Raw genomic sequence first — 16,676 nt, 5'->3', positions numbered from 1 at the left:
ATTTTAACAAAAACATATGAAAAAACTGGATTTTAGATCAATCTACCCTTTTAACCTACTTTGGCTCATGGGTTGTCTTCATATTCTTTATTATGGTTTGAGACCGTATAAACACTATATGTATGAAGAAATGCACTCTCCTGATATTCAGGCCCTAATGATGACACTCGCGCTATTTTCATTATTTTTTATAGCTGGAAATATTGTTAGGCAGACAACAATTTGGAAAAAGATTCCTTATTGGTGTTATTTCTTTTTAAGTAGCGTTTTAATCTTTCAAAGCTTCATTGCATTTATTGGAGCTATGCATGCACCGCCTTATTGGGGAGCATTTATAATCAATTGCCTGCTCTTATTATTGTTACATTTTGTGTTTTATCCGATTTATCGCATTCGCCATAAACAATTCTAATCTAAATTAGATATCCAAACTTCAGCATTTTCACCCTCCATACAAACAGCAAAAATCATTGATGCACTTACATTTCTCAATGTACACACGAAAAAAAACACCATAAAGGATGGTGTTTTTAAGTATTAGTCTTTTACTGACTCATCTGGCGGAACTTCGGTAATACGTCCACCGCGAGCAAGGAAAGCAGCAACTTCATCTTCTAAAGCTTGACGTTGTTTTAGCTTTGCAGTGATCGTTAAGGTTTCAGCTTCAGCGGTATCACCATCTGTTGCAGACTCAGCAGAATCACCCGCACCTTTTTCAGCCGCTTGAGCTTCGTCCTCGTCTACTGCCGAATCTTCAGCATCATCATAATCATTCATATCAGTCATCGTGTTCTCCCCGCTAATGACTTCTGTTGACCAGTGGATCTCTGGTTTTAAGTTAGGAGAAATTTAACAATCTCTGAGCTTTTCGCCTAGTACCAAAGATCAAAAAATCGTGTTTTTTTTAATCAAAATCGTAACCTTGTTTATACGACTGCTTAAAAAATATCTGACTTTTTATTTACTGGCATAGATGGTGTCTTTGAGCGCACCCAATCCATTGGCTTGCGCCATAAAGGCATCTTTCAGCATAGTCTGATTTTCCACTTGTTTTAAGCCGAAGTTTCGCACCCAAACAATGGGAAAAAATGTTGTTGTTTCCAACCAGCCAATCGCAGACATACTGTGCATCATGGCATCATTTTGTCCTTTACGGCGATGTTCATAACGTTTCAAGGTTTGTTCATGCGCCCATACGCCACGCTTTTTGTCTGTCAACAATACATCGCACAATACTGCTGCATCTAAACAGCCAATATTTACCCCTTGCCCTGCCAATGGATGAATCACATGGGCAGCATCTCCAATCAATGCCAGACCATCGCGCACATATTGCTGTGCCGCACGGGCTTTGAGAGGGAATTTCGCACGCGGTGTCGCTTCCAGTACTTCACCGAGCATGTGATGACTTTCACGCGTCAACAATTGGGTAAATTCAGCATCGGAAAGCGCCACATATTCGTCGGCATAATCATCAGGCAAAGTCCAGACAATGGATTGCCAATAACCATTTTCCTCAGCTTTCAAACTGGCCATCGGTAAAAATGCCAGCGGCCCAGTTTCTAGGAAAATTTGACGCGCCACATGTTGATGTGGCTGTACGGTTTTAATCGCACAACTGACGCCAGCCTGTTTGTAATCTAAAACATCCAGATCAATAAAGGCTTGCTCACGAACAAATGAATTTGCACCATCTGCACCAATCACCAATTTGGTTTTAAGCTGTGTTCCATCGGCAAGATGAATAATCCAGACACCCACGCCTTGCTCTACACGCGTCACTTTGACTTGGGTTCGATAGTCTTGCAACTGTTCCAGCATTTTTTCTTGAATGGCCAAGTTTAATAAACTCGGTTCAACCATCGAACCCAATGCTTGCTCCACTCTTGGTGTATGTTCTGCGGCATGACCAAAGTTAATTTCACCATAGCCATTTTTATTCCACACCTGCATACCAGTATAAGGCTGCTGGCGGGCAAGTTTGTCCCAGACATCAACTGTTTGCAACAAATGAATGGTCGCTTGACTAAGAGCTAAAACGCGTGGGTTGGCAACACCTTGGGTTTTTTCAGCATCTAAAATTGGCGCTGCATCGAGTACAGTCGCTTGTACGCCACCTTGAGCCAACAATAAAGCCGTTAAGCCACCGACTAAGCCACCGCCCACAATGACCACATCGAGAATGTCTGACTGATTTAAACTCATGCTTTTAACCCCATTGCATAATTGGCAACTAGCGGTTTAATACCGGGAATGGTGTCAAAGGCCACCAAACCGGTATTACGGATCAGTTTTAAAATTGGGTTTTGATTACTAAAACCACGCACCACAGAATCGCAGAACTTGATGACGCGTTGCTGATCGGTCAGGCGTGATTTTTCATAATCCAGTAACATTGCTGCATCACCTAAATCGGCATGATTTTGTACTTGCTCAGTTAAGTAGCGTAGCAGCACATAAGCATCACGCATACACAGGTTAAAGCCCTGACCTGCAACAGGATGAATGGTATGTGCGGCATTACCCATAAGTACCACACGGCCCACCGCTTGTTTCTCCGCAAGGACTTGGGACAATGGGAAGCTAAAGCGTTTACCGGTTTTTTGGAATTTACCTGCACGGTCACCATAGGTTTCTTGTAAGGCATCGAGAAAATGTTGATCATTTTCATCGCCTAACCATTCACCTTCTGTGCCTTTAGGTACAGGCCAGACCACTGAACGGCGGTATTCGCCCGGTAATGGTAATAGTGCTAATGGTCCTAAATGGCTAAAGCGTTCAAAACCGACATGGTGATGCGGTTTCGAGGTTTGCACGGTAGTAACAATCGCCACTTGGTCATAATCATGTACCGATGCACCAATGCCGAGAGCTTTACGGCAGAACGAATCTCGACCATCGGCAGCAATGACGATTTTAGATTGTAATTTAAGCTGCTCATCGCCGCGCTGGGCTTCAATATAGGCATGCTCTGCATCTTGAGTAAGTGCAGTGACTTGAACGCCATCAATCAGTTCAATGAGTGATTCTTTTTTCACTTCAGTCAATAACACACGACCAAGCCATGCATTTTCAATCACCTGTCCAAAGCTTTCGACTTTTTCTTGTTCTGCTTTTAATCGTGCCTTGCCGAAACTGCCTTGCTCGGTAATGTTAACTTCTAAAATAGGCGTTGCATGCTCTTGTAAAGCATTCCATAAACCCAGCTCTTGGTAAATTTGCACAGTACGGCGTGACAAAGCACTGTTTCGCGCATCAAAGCTTGAATGGTATGGCGCAAGATTGGCATCATCATAATCTGGATATTTGATCGCTTCGAGTAGCTTTACGCCAATCTTGGCTTTTGCCAACATCAGAGCCAGACTCAGTCCGACCATTCCACCACCCACAATGATGACTTCTTGCTGCATGCTTTGATCCTTCTATGCGTATCTAGCGAGGTTTAGATACTTATAATCTTGATTGAATTTATCTTACCTCAAGGGCTTAGATTTTTATAATGAATTAGCAGTTTGTTGCAGGCTTTTGCACTAAATTGAGTCAGGATCGCTAGTACAAACATCTATTTGTTTCATTCCAAAGCAGCTGTTGATCATGTACAGCCATTTAAAATAATGGCTCTTAGGCAAAGCAAAAATATAAATACCGAGCAGAAATATCCAATTTTTCTAAAATAAAAATGTCTGCTTTTGAGTTATTCACTTTTTTTAATTTAATCAGTAGATGGTTGATCTATTTATGTTTATTTTAAAATCCAAACCAGAAAATCACCTCTTAAATTTCACCCTAAACTCGATTCAATGATCACCACAATTAAACATCATTTCCCTAAAACAATATACTTATATACAATATATAATTAAATATATTGTTTTATTAGGGGATTTATATGAGCTATCAAGATATCACGCAAAACATTGCGAAGAATTTAAAAACCTTGCATCAAGATACGCCTAAACTGATGCAAGGTTTTGGCCAGCTTAGTCAAGCTGCTTTAGAAAATTCAGTCTTAGATACTAAAACGAAAGAGTTTATTGCCTTAGCAATCGCTGTAGAAAAACGTTGTGATGACTGCATTGCATTCCACACCAAAGCTTTGGTCAAACTCGGTGCAAACCTTCAGGAAATCGAAGAAGTTTTAGGCGTAGCGGTTATGATGGGAGGAGGCTCTTCTTTGATGTACGCTACACATGTGTTGGATGCGTTTAATGAATTTAGCAATCAATCCGCTAAATGAAGATCAAAGTTTGAATGACGTTGAATCGTAAGCGTTTACTTTTACAGGATCAAAGCCTATTTTTAGTAGGCTTTGAATGAATTACAACGAATATGCGGGTTTAAAAGTATGAGCCAGAACCATTGGGAAGATGTTTATCAAACCAAAGAAGCCGATCAAGTCAGCTGGTATCAGGCTCAGGATGATCAATTTCTGGATCTTTTAAAGTTGCTCAAAATCAAGCCAGATCAAAAAATTATTGATGTAGGCAGCGGCACATCGATTTTAATTGATCAGCTCATTGCATCGGGATATTCCAATTTACATGTATTGGATCTGTCCCAAACGGCCTTAGAAAAAACCCAATTACGATTAGCCCATAAGGGACTAAAAACAGAAAATATTGAGTGGGTTGTCGGTGATATTTGCACTGTTTCACTGCCGCATCAGCACTTTGATCTATGGCATGACCGAGCGGTATTTCACTTTATGACCACCGCACAACAGCAAGAACAATATCTGGCAAATTTAAAAGGCGCATTGAAGAAAGGTGGCTATTTAGTCATGTCTATTTTTGCGGAAGATGGCCCGACCCAATGCAGCGGCCTACCTGTCCAGCGATATAGCCTTGAGGAATTGCAAAAGCGATTAGGTCATGAATTTACCTTAGTTCACGCTCAGAAAGATTTGCACAGAACCCCTTGGGATTCGACTCAAAGTTTTTTGACCAGTGTGTGGCAGTTCCAAAATCAGGGATAATTTATTTGTCCTATAGTTGCAATCCATGGATATTGAAATTCTCTATTTAATTTCGATGTCTGATCCACAGTAAAAAGCCGATCATCTGGCCTAATGCTGATCGACTAAGGAAGACTAGGTTGTTTATCAACCTAAACTTCCTTATGTTTGAAGTTAAATTAAGCTAAATTTACGTCTTATTGACCTTGTTTTTAACTGTTAACCCCTTAACTGACTGGCATTAGATCATCTGACCGACTTTTTATTTCGTGAATTTTACTTCGCCATCAAGGCTTCAATCTCTTCTACAGATTTCACCACCGCAGCAGTTAAAACACGTGGACCAGCTTGCGTTACGGCAACATCATCTTCAATACGGATGCCAATCCCGCGCCATTTTTCATCCACAGTTTCATCATCTGGCGCAATGTATAAACCCGGTTCAACCGTGACCACCATGCCTTCTTCATAAGTACGCCAGTCGCCATCTTGCTTATATGAACCAACATCATGCACATCCATACCCAACCAGTGACCTGTGCCATGCATATAGAACTGATGATAGGCTTCTGTTTCAATAATCTCATCAAGATCACCTTGCATAATGCCAAGATCGAGCAACCCCTGAACCAAGATGCGTACCGCCACATGATGTGGCTCTTTATATGAGTTGCCAATACGTACTGCGTCAATCGCAGCAATTTGTGATTCGAGCACCACATTATATAAAGCTCTTTGTTCAGGGCTGAATTTACCATTCACAGGAAAAGTACGGGTGATGTCTGAGGCATACAGTTGATATTCGCATGCGGCATCAATCAGCACTAAATCACCATCTTTCAGTTCTTTGTCATTTTCCACATAATGCAAAATGCAGCCATTTTCACCACCGCCAACAATGCTGTTATACGATGGCACACAGCCATTTTTGCCAAAAACATAATTCAGTTCGGCTTCCAACGCATATTCCATCATGCCCGGCTTAACCGTTTGCATAGCACGGGTATGCGCTTCTGCAGAAATATCTGATGCGATCTGCATCATTTCTAGTTCGTCTTCCGACTTATGCAGACGCATTTCATCTACAATACGATCAAGTTGAATCACTTGCGCAGGCGCTGAATTGCCACGACGTGATTCACCATTGGCTTGAGCGATCCACTGGGCAACACGTGCATCAAAATCTGCTTGCTGTCCAATGCGATAGAATAATTTGTCTTTATTTTGCAGCTTTTCTAAAATTTCTTCATCCAGCAAATCAATTGCATAAGCTTCGTCTGCTTCATAGTCTTCAATAGCACCATCTATCCCCGCGCGGTAACCATTCCAGATTTCCATTTCACGGTTACGTTCACGGCAGAATAGACTGTAAGTGTAGCCTTCTTCTTCCGTATCAAAAGTTTCAATCACTGCAACCGCTTCAGGTTCAGCAAAACCGGTTAAATAAAAGAAACTACTGTCGGCACGAAATTTATAGTCTGCATCACGGTTACGCATAGCTTCTTTGCTCGTGGCAATCACGGCAATGCTGCGTAGCCCCATTTCCCCTGCTAGGATGTCACGACGTTCTTGAAAATCTGCTTGAGTTAACTTCTTCATTGAATTACTTCTTATACGCTCTGACGATGTATGAACTAAATACGGTGATTAGTTCACTGCGAACTAATCACCTGTTAATGCAAAAAGAATGTCTTAGCTTGGACGATGTGGTGTGAACATTTCGACCACATTACTGCCTTGTGCTGATTTTTTGCTGCTTAATTGCAATAACGGAGTTTCTTCCACTGCAATTTTGCTCCGCCCCATAGACAGGCTGACAGGAATTAAACGCACAAATTCGTATAACTCTTGGTAACTTTCTTCGCCTTCTTCGTCATCATCAGAATCTTCAAACTCAACTGAAGCAACATCTTGAAGATGTTCAATGAGTTCTTGTTCATTGGTACGAAGATGGCCTGAAGCCAAACCAAAACCTAAGACTACACCCGCACACCAGTCTGCCAAGGCTTGTACACGTTCACCCAGTAAATGCTCATCGTCCGGTAATAACGGAAGATAGTCGAGCTCATCATCTGAAAGTGAATGAGCGACATCTTCTGCTTCTTCGGTTAATAAAGCCAATGCGTCTTCGTCTAATTCTGCAACATCAAGGGTTGCTAAAATTTGTTGCCATTGTTCACGGCTTGGTGGTTGTGACACACAAACTATACCTGTGAGTAAGCCATGTAACTCACTTGGGCTTGAAATTTCTTCAATTTTAGAAAAATTGTTTGACCAGTCTGACCAACCTGAAATATCGTCTTGCATTCGCTTATCCAATCTTTATACTTTGTATATATTACCTTTGTTTGCAAGACTGTGCGACTACGTTATGTTAGAAGAATTACAGCGTCTCCAAGCGCATATTGGCGTTTTAAAAACCAAGCTTGCGCAATATGAAAATGAAAATGATGCCTTAAAAGGTGAGAAAAACTCATCCGATGAACAGCACCATAGTCAAATTGTGCATAAAAACGGCATTATCACCTCGAAACAAGAAGAAATTGAAACACTGAATGAGCAATTGACCGATTCTCGTGCTCAACTCCACCAACTCAATACGGATGCAACCGCATTGGCCGATCGTTATAGCCGTTTGGAAAAAAGCTGTACCGATTTAAAAAATCGTTTTCAGGAAATTTTGGCTGAGCGTAATGAATTACGCATCATCAAAGAAAAAATGCAAAATGAACAACGTCATGCACAGCAGGAAATTCAAGGCTTACAACAAGAGCGTGAACGTTTATTGCAAAAGAATGAACATGCTAAGGCAAAAGTTGAAACTATTATTCAACGTCTAGCAATTTTAGGCACCGCTCAAGATCATCATGCGCAGGAAATTCAGCAATTGGCGCATCCGACTGAAACCAATGAGGAAGTTTGATCATGAGTGAACAAATCGCCGTTGATTTAAAAGTTTTAGGTCATAGTTTTCGTTTAGCCACCACTTCGGATAAACAAGCAGAATTGGAACGTGCTGCACAGTTACTGAATGACAAATATGATGAGTTCCGTCGTAAAGCACCACGTATGGAGCCAAGTAAGCTAATCATTATGGTGGCACTTGAGTTGATGCAAGAAGTCCTATCGATGAATAAGAGTTTGCAGGAATATGCCAACTGTGAACTTTTGTTGCAAAATATTTTAGAACAAGTTGAAGAATTGACTGAATAATCGGGCATTTAGTGATTAAACTTCGCCCGAACAGGCTAAATCTACAAACTTATCTGTGTTGGACGATTTGCCAAAAAGGCTGAATTCGTTATACTGAGCACATCTCTGAGGTGTTCGCCAGCTAGGTCTAATCCCCTGCCGATACTTAAACTTATGGATGTGTTCTGTATATTCTGAGCGTATGCCCTCCTTGTGTGGGAAACCCAGCGAGTGTACGTCGCGTCCACCTTGAACTCATCGGGTTCAGGGTCACGACATTTGCAGCGGCATCTTCGGAGTGTTTATTTTCCAAGTCATTATTAAAATTTTCAGCATTCTACTCCAACCATTATTCTAAAAATTATTCTTCTGTTTCAGCTCTATTCGACTTCTATTCTTCGCTTCAAATATTCCATTCAAGTTTGTTACATTCAAAAGCATCAATCAGCCTTACTCAATCTTTAAGTTGTTCCAGTTTGGCTTGTTGCCCATCTAAAAATCGATCCATTTCAGGGAGTATTTGGCGTAAATATTGAATAGATGAAATGGCTTCATCAACGTTCACGACGCCTTTTTCAACCAATCTGTATTGTTGCTCGAGTAAAGCGAGTACTTGATTTTGATTCGGCTGCTGTCCCTGACTCATCAGCGTGTTTATTTGCTGAAATTGTTGATATACCTGTTCACGTTGCTGTAATAGCTCAGAGTGCGTTTCACTGTCGAGTATTGATTGTTTGGAATTAGAACTTGAATGCTGCAATACATTTTCTATAGTTCGCTCTGAACGTGTTTCAGACACTTTTTGTTGATCTAACGGTAGCTGTTCATGAACCTCCTGCTGCTTTGGTTTTAAAAACTGAATCATCAACAATAAAATTAAGCCAACCATTAAGCCTAGAACAATCCATTTCTTATACATGATCCAATCTCTAAATGTACTTCAATTAAAAATTCAGAGCCGATTTGACTCTGAATTTACCTTTTTATTTAATTTTATCTAAATTATTAGTTGCCCCATCCTGCTGGCGCATAACCTAAACGAACACGCTGTGGGTGATTGCCAACAGGCACTGTGATGACTTTTTCACCTGTCGCAAAATCAATCACGGTTACTGCATCTGTCGCACTTTCAGAAATTACACAGCGTTTTCCATCTGGACTTTGCGTTGCCCAATACGGTTTACCTGCAGCAATCAATTTTGCTGCGGTCAAAGTTTTACGATCGACAATGGTGGCATAATCATCCATGGTTCCTGCGACACATAGTTTTTCACCATCACCACTGATTGAAAGCCCATGATGGCGTGAGTCATTCACCCATTTCGTGCGATCTGAAGGAATCGTTGTACTTCCTGGAAGCTGTGCAATGCGCGTGACTTTGTCTTGATTGAGATCATATTCGACCAGACCATTAAAAAATGAAACCTGCGCATAGATTTTGGATTCATCTTTACTAAATACAATCGGTCGAACTGAGTTAGACAGGTCTTTACGGCCAATGACATTGGCTACGGCTGGTTTGTTTATTCTTACCACACCAAAACCTTGTATACCTAGCTTTTGCATCAATCGAGCAACTGTACAGCGCGCAATAATATAGCCTTCACGTTTCAGTTTTTGCCAAACTTTACGTACACCATATCGACCTGAACTTTCTTTCCAAATTCGTTTGATTCGCTCAGCATGATGCACATCATGTAGATCTCGTTTCGCTCGATGTTCTGGGTTATCAAAGAGATCTAAAGCTCGATAATAGGTTGATGTTGAAATTGGTAAAATTTTACAAATTGCATCAACACCATATCGATCTTTATTGTTATGGATAAAATCCACCATTATTTGTGTGGGCGGTCGAGCTCCGCCTGGGCGAAAAAAGCAGCTGCTTTACGTAAAATCTCATTAGCACGTTTTAATTCTTTGATTTCACGTTCCATTTGCTTCATTTTTTCTTGATCAGACGTTTGTTGTACTTTAATTGGATTTTGTTGATCGAGATGCTTTAAATACCAAACACGCAATGTTTCAGCAGTACAACCAATTTTAGGCGCAATTGCGGAAACTGCTGCCCAATTTGACGGATAATCTTTTTCGGATTCAATCACAAGTTGAACCGCTCTTTCTCTAATTTCGGGGGTATAGTTTGATTTTTTCATCGGAATAGTCTCTCAGAATATTGACTCTCCGACAAACCCGGTACGGTTCAGAATGGAGTGCTCAGCGTTTACTGAGGATTATTCAGGTCAATTTATTTGAAAGGAAGCTCTTAAGATCACTCTTTATGCCCGATAAAAAATGGCGAAAACAAGAAGAACCTCAATTGAGGCTCTTCTTATGAAAATTGTGGGACAGCAGTGGCTCTAGGCTTATCTCTAGAGTAATATTTCTTAGATTAATAAAAGAAGCCCCTCACAGATTTTAGTTTTCTATACTAAATTAAAAACTTAAAGCAAAATAATTTAAATACAAATAAAAAGAGCATTGTGCTAAACACAATGCTCTTAATGAAAGATCAGCTCTTAAGCCAATTTTTCATACAGTTTTTAACCAATGTAAATCTGTTCATTAATTAAATCCTGTAATTCCGATGCGGTCCTACCTTCAATAATTAACAAATCAGCCCAATCATGAGTTGTACCGCCATTTTCAGCAGCACCATCACGGTCGACTCTCAATACTGCTTTGCCGTCTACATCTTCAACTTTGATATAGTCAGCAATGTTCGATTGGTCATCCAGCAATCCCTTAAAGAAATCAGCACCAAATCCAATTACGTCATTAACATCATAATCTACCCATGTATCAGTTCCATTACCACCAGTTTCATCGGCAGCATTTAATACATCATAGATAATCATATCACTACCTGAACCCGTAGAAATTATATCATCGCCCGAACCACCATAGATGCGATCATCTCCTGCACCCGCAATAATGATGTCATTACCTGAACCACCATAAATGATGTCATTTCCACCTTTAGTATTTGGGTCAGCAGCATCAGTATTCACAAATTCCATGTAATTGGCTTTTACAAAGTCATAAATTTCCTGCTGGGTTGGTTCTGCGCCACCAGTCTCGGTAGCTTTTAAATGCGCAATCAGTTTTGAGTAGCCTGAATACTTTGGATATTGCAGGGGATCTAGACCCGTAATCCAATCTGTATTCATGGCATCACCAAACAGAATGTCATCTCCTGCACCACCTTTGACAACATCATTTCCAACATCAGCTGGAATAAAGTTTTCAGATCCACCAATCAGATATGCAATCAGTTTATCTGCATCAGCAATTGCCTGCGCTGTACCATGATTATTATTGCCATTCCATGTACCAGCAATTTTATCACCGTTCACATCAGTATTATCATAACGTGAGACTGTATCACTACTTACGGAAGAACTCACGCCAACGGCAAACACCTTACTAACTTCAGCCAATGGCTTAAATGCGTTATCCAGTGTTGTCTGAGTCGTATTCGGCTCGCCATCAGTAATGTAATAAGTCTGGTTTTCATAACCATTTGACTTAATTGCAGATGAATTAAACCAATCTGTTGCTTCTTTAAAGCTTAGCTCTGGATTTGTACCTCCTCCTGCGGTTAAACCATCGCCCTCACCACCTTTACCACTGCCAATATGTTCAAAAATTGCATCAATATTATCGGCAGTAACATCTAAGAAAACTTTATCCCATTTAGACTGATTACCTACATAGCCTGTTGATGAGAATGTAGAAATCTGTAGATTAATCACCCCATCATGATCTGCCATTTGTGCGATAAAAGCTTTTAAGCCCGCTTTCGCAATTTCCAAACGCGATAACATTCCATTTGGAAGTACCCCTGTCGGACTCAAATCTTCCCGACCAGTTATTGGATTTGTAGGTCTTGTACCATCCATGCCAAAATACATGCTTCCAGATAAGTCTAGAACTATCGAAACATTATAATTAGTGCCTGCTACAAAGTTGGTTTTTAAACCACCTGTATCACCAGCAAGTAAGTCATCCCCTGCTGCACCAATGACAGTATTATCACCGTTATCAACGTCAGTTGTAGGATCCGTTTTAATTACTGCATCAGATTGGTCAGTATCTTCATGCTGTACACCATTACGGTCAGTTACTTGAGCGACGACTTCTGTAGCATTACCTTGCTCAGGCGTTAACGTATAGCTGTAATTACCGTCATTATCTGTTTCAACAGTAGTCGTAAACTCACGTGTTTCACCATTATCGTCAATACTCGTCTTAATCGTTAAGGTTACTGTACTATTTGGCGGTACGTCTGTGGTTGTGCCTGTAATCTGGGTACTATCATTATCATCGATATCAACAGTGATTGAACCTGGTTCAAGGTCTAAACCACCACCATTTTCTGGTGGAAGTGTTACATCTAGATCATCAGGAACTTTAACACCTGGTGCACCCGCAAGCTCGTCTGGACCTGTAACTGTGTTGCCGTTACGGTCTGTACTTACAGCTTCGCCAATTAATGGTGAACCATCAACAATCGTTGTGTCTGCTGGTAGTTTTGTTTCGTAGCTACCATCTGGTTTAACGGTCGTTTTTACAGTTTCTGTAACTTTGTCACCAGCTGCATTCACACCTTCAACGGTGATCACAACTTCTGTACCTGGCGCTACATCTTCTGTTACACCTGTAAGTGAACCGTCTTTACCAATCGTTAAGTCGATTGAACCTGGTTCAAGGTCTAAACCACCACCATTTTCTGGTGGAAGTGTTACATCTAGATCATCAGGAACTTTAACACCTGGTGCACCCGCAAGCTCGTCTGGACCTGTAACTGTGTTGCCGTTACGGTCTGTACTTACAGCTTCGCCAATTAATGGTGAACCATCAACAATCGTTGTGTCTGCTGGTAGTTTTGTTTCGTAGCTACCATCTGGTTTAACAGTCGTTTTTACAGTTTCTGTAACTTTGTCACCAGCTGCATTCACACCTTCAACGGTGATCACAACTATGGATATGAGACTTATTAAAATAGCTGAACGATAATAATTCCGGGTAAATATTAAGTTTTATCAATTTCAGACTTTTAGCCAGCAACGCGATAAAATACACCTAACCTTATTTTTTCTACTCAAGCCATGCCGTTGAATACTCAAACCTTACGTGCTCAATTACGCCGTCAACGTCGACAGGTGCCCAAGCATCAGCAATTGCAATCCGAGTATCAAGTTTTACAGCGCTTAATTCAGTTTAGCCTGTTCCGACATGCCAAACATATTGGTATTTACCTGCACGCATTTGGTGAAATTCATACCAGTAAAATCATTCATTACTGCTTTAACCATAAGAAGCATGTGTATTTACCGATGATTTGCAGTATGAATCAGCAACTGGTTTGGGTCGAAATTACACGCAACCAATATTGCAACCAACGATTTTCCCATCATCCACTGGGAATGAAAGAACCGATGGCCAGTCGTGGTCAACATGTCTCACACTTAGATCTACTTATTTTACCTTTACTTGCTTGTGATCATTTCGGCACGCGCATTGGGATGGGTGGAGGTTTTTACGATAAAACCCTAGCGACTGCACCGACAAAGCCCTACCGACTGGGTCTTGCACATGACTTTCAATTGATCAATGAAACATTAAAAAGAGAAAGGTGGGATCAACCTTTAGATGCACTATTAACCCCCTCTCAGTTTTTACGTTTTAAACGCTCATTTGATGTTTTTGACATACAGTAACACTTTAAAATCACATATTTAGTCATTTTTTAGACATTTTAATTCACCCTACCCTTGTAATTTTAAAAATACACATCACTATAAAAAACATGGCAACACCGTTGTCACTCATTAGGAGTGCCCATGTCTGAGATTATTATGAATGAAGAAAGCTTGGAAACGACCATTCCGAGCGTATTACCGCTTTTAGCGCTACGAGATGTGGTTGTATATCCTCACATGCAAATTGCGCTGTTTGTCGGTCGCGAAAAATCGATCAATGCAGTCAATGTCGCGCGTGACAGTGACAATCTTGTATTTGTAGTTGCACAAAAAGATTCGCTAACAGAAGAAATTGATCACGACAATTTATATCAATACGGTACTGTCGCGAAGATTGTGCAAGTTGTGAATCATGAGAATGATGAAAACTGTATAAAAGTACTGATTGAAGGCTTATATCGTGCCAAGTTAGAAAAAATTATCGATACCGATGATTACCTGACTGCCGAGCATTCATTAAGCCCAATGACGGTTTCTGTTGACTCAGAAACTCAGAATAATCGTGTGGAAGAATTACGCACCTTATTTGCTCAATATGCAGAAGCAAAATTGCGTAACGCACGTGAATTGATTGCAGCAGCCAATAAAATTGATGATTTGCTACAATTATTATTCTTCGTAGCAACACGCGTGCCTTTGAATATTGATGTAAAGCAAAAATTCTTAGAGCATGATGAATTTGAAGCACATTTAGCTGAGCTCATGACGTATTTATTACAACAGTCAGAAGAGCAGCAAATTGAGCAAACCTTACATGATTCTGTGAAACGCCAAATGGAAAAGAATCAGCGTGAATACTTCTTAAATGAAAAAATGAAGGTCATTCAACGCGAACTTTCTGACATGAATGGCGGTGCTGAAGATGACGTTGCAGAAATTGAAAAGCGTCTGGCTGAAGCAGATTTACCTGAACATGTACGTAAAAAAGCTGAAAATGAGTTCCGTAAGCTCAAAGCGATGCAACCTGCATCGAGTGAAGCGGCTGTGGTACGCAACTATCTAGAAGTAATTTTAGATACGCCATGGAATAAATCGAGTAAAGTCAGCATTAACCTTGCGAAAGCTCAGGATATTCTTGATGCCGATCACTATGGCTTAGATGATGTCAAAGACCGTATTGTCGAATATCTTGCAGTACAGTCTCGCGTGAAAAAACTCAAAGGCCCAATTCTATGTTTAGTTGGCCCTCCAGGTGTAGGTAAAACATCACTTGGTGAATCTGTCGCAAAAGCAACCGGTCGTGAGTTTGTTCGCATGGCACTCGGTGGCGTACGTGACGAAGCGGAAATCCGTGGTCACCGTCGTACTTATATTGGTGCGATGCCGGGTAAAATTGTGCAATCTCTGTCTAAAGTTGGCGTGAAGAACCCTCTGTTCTTACTCGACGAAATTGATAAAATGGCACAAGACTACCGTGGCGACCCTGCTTCAGCTTTACTTGAAGTACTCGATCCATCACAAAACAGCAAGTTCAACGATCACTACCTCGATCTTGATCTCGACCTGTCTGAAGTGATGTTTATCTGTACTGCAAATAGCATGAACATTCCAGAGGCACTACTTGACCGTATGGAAGTGATTCGTCTACCAGGTTATACCGAAGACGAAAAGATCAATATTGCAGAGCGTTATCTTGTTCCAAAAGCGATTAAGAACAATGGTCTACGTGCGAAAGAGTTAACGATTCATGAAGAAGCAATTCGTGACATTGTACAGCGCTACACACGTGAAGCAGGTGTTCGTAGTCTTGAGCGCGAAGTATCGAAAATCGCACGTAAAGTGGTGAAAGAAGCAGTCAGTAAGAAATCGAAAAATCTTCAGATTGAAGTGAATTCGAAAAACCTACCTGACTACTTAGGCCCACAAAAATTCGACTTCGGTATGGCTGAAGATGAAGCGCAAGTCGGTCGTGTTAACGGTCTAGCTTGGACTTCTGTCGGTGGTGAGTTATTAACCATTGAAGTTGCAGCAGTAAAAGGTAAAGGTAAATTCATCACTACGGGCTCACTCGGTGATGTGATGAAAGAGTCAATTACTGCCGCAATGACCGTGGTCCGTACCCGTGCAGATGAACTCGGTATTGAAGCTTCTCGCTTTGACGAAACCGATGTACACGTTCACTTACCTGAGGGTGCGACGCCAAAAGATGGTCCTTCAGCGGGCCTTGCACTGACTACTGCGCTGGTTTCTGCATTTACTGGTATTGCGATTCGTCCAGATATCGCGATGACAGGTGAAACTAGCTTAGGTGGCCGTGCAATGCGTATCGGTGGCTTAAAAGAGAAACTGCTTGCTGCGCACCGTGGTGGTATCAAATTGGTATTCATTCCACAAGAAAACGTACGTGATTTGGCTGAAATTCCAGAAAATGTCAAAGAAGGCTTAGAAATCAAACCGGTTAAATCAATCGATGAGATCTTAGCTTTGGCACTTGTTGATATACCTAAACCACTGGCGAAAACACCTATTGTGAAAACACCAGAAGGTAGTAAAGCAGCACGTCACTAAGCTCAAATTCAGATAAAAAAAGCTCTGCTCGCAGGGCTTTTTTTATGCATGATTTTTTCGATGCAATCGTTAGCCACAACAATAAAAACTTTTACACACCTCAAGCACAATATTTAAATTCATTTTGAAACAAACACCTACCATTTTTTCCATTTTAGTCAAAGAAAGTCTTACAAATTTTATCGGCTTTGTTGCACAAAGATTTGAAATACAAAGCCCCCTAATTGAGCCAAATTTAAGGCGTAACTTGGGTAAGTGGT

General features: G+C 40.9%; 14 protein-coding genes, 1 other RNA gene, 3 pseudogenes and 1 other annotated feature. Of the genes and pseudogenes, 8 read left to right on the top strand and 10 right to left on the bottom strand.

Going from position 1 to position 16,676, the window contains the following annotated elements:
* Positions 1-537: 537 nt before the first annotated feature.
* The 3 genes from ACN6OV_RS11240 to ubiH all read right to left on the bottom strand — a co-directional run bounded on the left by ACN6OV_RS11240 (position 538) and on the right by ubiH (position 3,410).
* On the bottom strand, positions 538-786 hold the full coding sequence (locus ACN6OV_RS11240; RefSeq protein ID WP_427952987.1) for a hypothetical protein: 249 nt from the start codon (positions 784-786) through the stop codon (positions 538-540).
* 171 nt (positions 787-957) lie between these two features.
* Positions 958-2,205, bottom strand: a complete 1,248-nt coding sequence (locus ACN6OV_RS11235) for an FAD-dependent monooxygenase (RefSeq protein WP_427952985.1) — start codon at positions 2,203-2,205, stop codon at positions 958-960.
* Entirely contained in the window at positions 2,202-3,410 is a 1,209-nt protein-coding gene (ubiH, locus tag ACN6OV_RS11230) for a 2-octaprenyl-6-methoxyphenyl hydroxylase (RefSeq protein ID WP_427952983.1), read from the bottom strand. Before ubiH ends, ACN6OV_RS11235 begins: the two co-directional genes overlap by 4 nt.
* A gap of 479 nt (positions 3,411-3,889) precedes the next feature.
* On the opposite strand from ubiH, the gene ACN6OV_RS11225 reads away from it, so the two are divergent.
* Together ACN6OV_RS11225 and ACN6OV_RS11220 are read left to right on the top strand one after the other, a co-directional pair.
* On the top strand, positions 3,890-4,237 hold the full coding sequence (locus ACN6OV_RS11225; RefSeq protein ID WP_427952981.1) for a carboxymuconolactone decarboxylase family protein: 348 nt from the start codon (positions 3,890-3,892) through the stop codon (positions 4,235-4,237).
* 108 nt (positions 4,238-4,345) lie between these two features.
* The gene (locus ACN6OV_RS11220; RefSeq protein WP_427952979.1) at positions 4,346-4,975 is read left to right on the top strand and encodes a class I SAM-dependent methyltransferase; all 630 of its coding nucleotides are present in this window, start codon (positions 4,346-4,348) and stop codon (positions 4,973-4,975) included.
* A gap of 255 nt (positions 4,976-5,230) precedes the next feature.
* Here the strand turns inward: ACN6OV_RS11220 and pepP are convergent, their stop codons facing one another.
* Both pepP and ACN6OV_RS11210 read right to left on the bottom strand, forming a co-directional pair.
* The gene (gene pepP, locus ACN6OV_RS11215) at positions 5,231-6,553 is read right to left on the bottom strand and encodes a Xaa-Pro aminopeptidase (protein WP_427952978.1); all 1,323 of its coding nucleotides are present in this window, start codon (positions 6,551-6,553) and stop codon (positions 5,231-5,233) included.
* A gap of 93 nt (positions 6,554-6,646) precedes the next feature.
* Positions 6,647-7,261: a UPF0149 family protein gene (locus tag ACN6OV_RS11210; protein WP_427952976.1), complete on the bottom strand. Its 615-nt coding sequence runs from the start codon at positions 7,259-7,261 to the stop codon at positions 6,647-6,649.
* Positions 7,262-7,325: 64 nt separating this feature from the next.
* Between ACN6OV_RS11210 and ACN6OV_RS11205 the strand changes: the two genes are divergently transcribed.
* The 3 genes from ACN6OV_RS11205 to ssrS all read left to right on the top strand — a co-directional run bounded on the left by ACN6OV_RS11205 (position 7,326) and on the right by ssrS (position 8,449).
* Positions 7,326-7,877, top strand: coding sequence for a hypothetical protein (locus ACN6OV_RS11205; protein WP_427952974.1), 552 nt, complete (start codon positions 7,326-7,328; stop codon positions 7,875-7,877).
* A gap of 2 nt (positions 7,878-7,879) precedes the next feature.
* Positions 7,880-8,167: a cell division protein ZapA gene (locus tag ACN6OV_RS11200; protein WP_427952972.1), complete on the top strand. Its 288-nt coding sequence runs from the start codon at positions 7,880-7,882 to the stop codon at positions 8,165-8,167.
* Positions 8,168-8,266: 99 nt separating this feature from the next.
* Positions 8,267-8,449, top strand: a non-coding RNA gene (gene ssrS / locus ACN6OV_RS11195) — 6S RNA.
* A gap of 151 nt (positions 8,450-8,600) precedes the next feature.
* Here ssrS and ACN6OV_RS11190 read toward each other — a convergent pair.
* From ACN6OV_RS11190 to ACN6OV_RS11180, 3 genes and pseudogenes are all read right to left on the bottom strand, one after another.
* Complete coding sequence (locus ACN6OV_RS11190) at positions 8,601-9,065, bottom strand: hypothetical protein (RefSeq protein WP_427952970.1); 465 nt, start codon at positions 9,063-9,065, stop codon at positions 8,601-8,603.
* An 86-nt stretch (positions 9,066-9,151) separates the two neighbouring features.
* A pseudogene (locus ACN6OV_RS11185) lies at positions 9,152-9,646 on the bottom strand (YncE family protein); the annotation flags it as partial.
* Positions 9,647-9,650: 4 nt separating this feature from the next.
* Positions 9,651-10,299 (bottom strand): annotated as a pseudogene (locus ACN6OV_RS11180) (IS3 family transposase); the annotation flags it as partial.
* Positions 9,908-10,024, bottom strand: a sequence feature (AL1L pseudoknot). (Overlaps the previous pseudogene by 117 nt.)
* A 53-nt stretch (positions 10,300-10,352) precedes the next feature.
* Between ACN6OV_RS11180 and ACN6OV_RS11175 the strand changes: the two are divergent.
* Positions 10,353-10,481, top strand: a pseudogene (locus ACN6OV_RS11175) (IS4 family transposase); the annotation flags it as partial.
* 205 nt (positions 10,482-10,686) lie between these two features.
* On the opposite strand, the gene ACN6OV_RS11170 reads toward ACN6OV_RS11175, so the two are convergent.
* On the bottom strand, positions 10,687-13,122 hold the full coding sequence (locus ACN6OV_RS11170; protein ID WP_427952968.1) for a type I secretion protein: 2,436 nt from the start codon (positions 13,120-13,122) through the stop codon (positions 10,687-10,689).
* A gap of 132 nt (positions 13,123-13,254) precedes the next feature.
* Here ACN6OV_RS11170 and ACN6OV_RS11165 point away from each other — a divergent pair, with 132 nt between their 5' ends.
* Together ACN6OV_RS11165 and lon are read left to right on the top strand one after the other, a co-directional pair.
* Positions 13,255-13,866: a 5-formyltetrahydrofolate cyclo-ligase gene (locus ACN6OV_RS11165; protein WP_427952966.1), complete on the top strand. Its 612-nt coding sequence runs from the start codon at positions 13,255-13,257 to the stop codon at positions 13,864-13,866.
* 123 nt (positions 13,867-13,989) lie between these two features.
* Positions 13,990-16,416 carry an endopeptidase La gene (lon, locus tag ACN6OV_RS11160; RefSeq protein ID WP_427952964.1) on the top strand — a complete coding sequence of 809 codons (2,427 nt, stop codon included), beginning with the start codon at positions 13,990-13,992 and terminating at the stop codon, positions 16,414-16,416.
* A gap of 69 nt (positions 16,417-16,485) precedes the next feature.
* Here lon and ACN6OV_RS11155 read toward each other — a convergent pair.
* Positions 16,486-16,676, bottom strand: a 191-nt coding sequence (locus tag ACN6OV_RS11155; protein ID WP_427952962.1) for a hypothetical protein, incomplete at its 5' end; no start/stop codon positions are given.

Source organism: Acinetobacter sp. (assembly GCF_050285345.1).
In the GTDB taxonomy this organism is placed as follows: Bacteria; Pseudomonadota; Gammaproteobacteria; order Pseudomonadales; family Moraxellaceae; genus Acinetobacter.
This window is presented reverse-complemented; position numbering and strand designations above follow the sequence as displayed.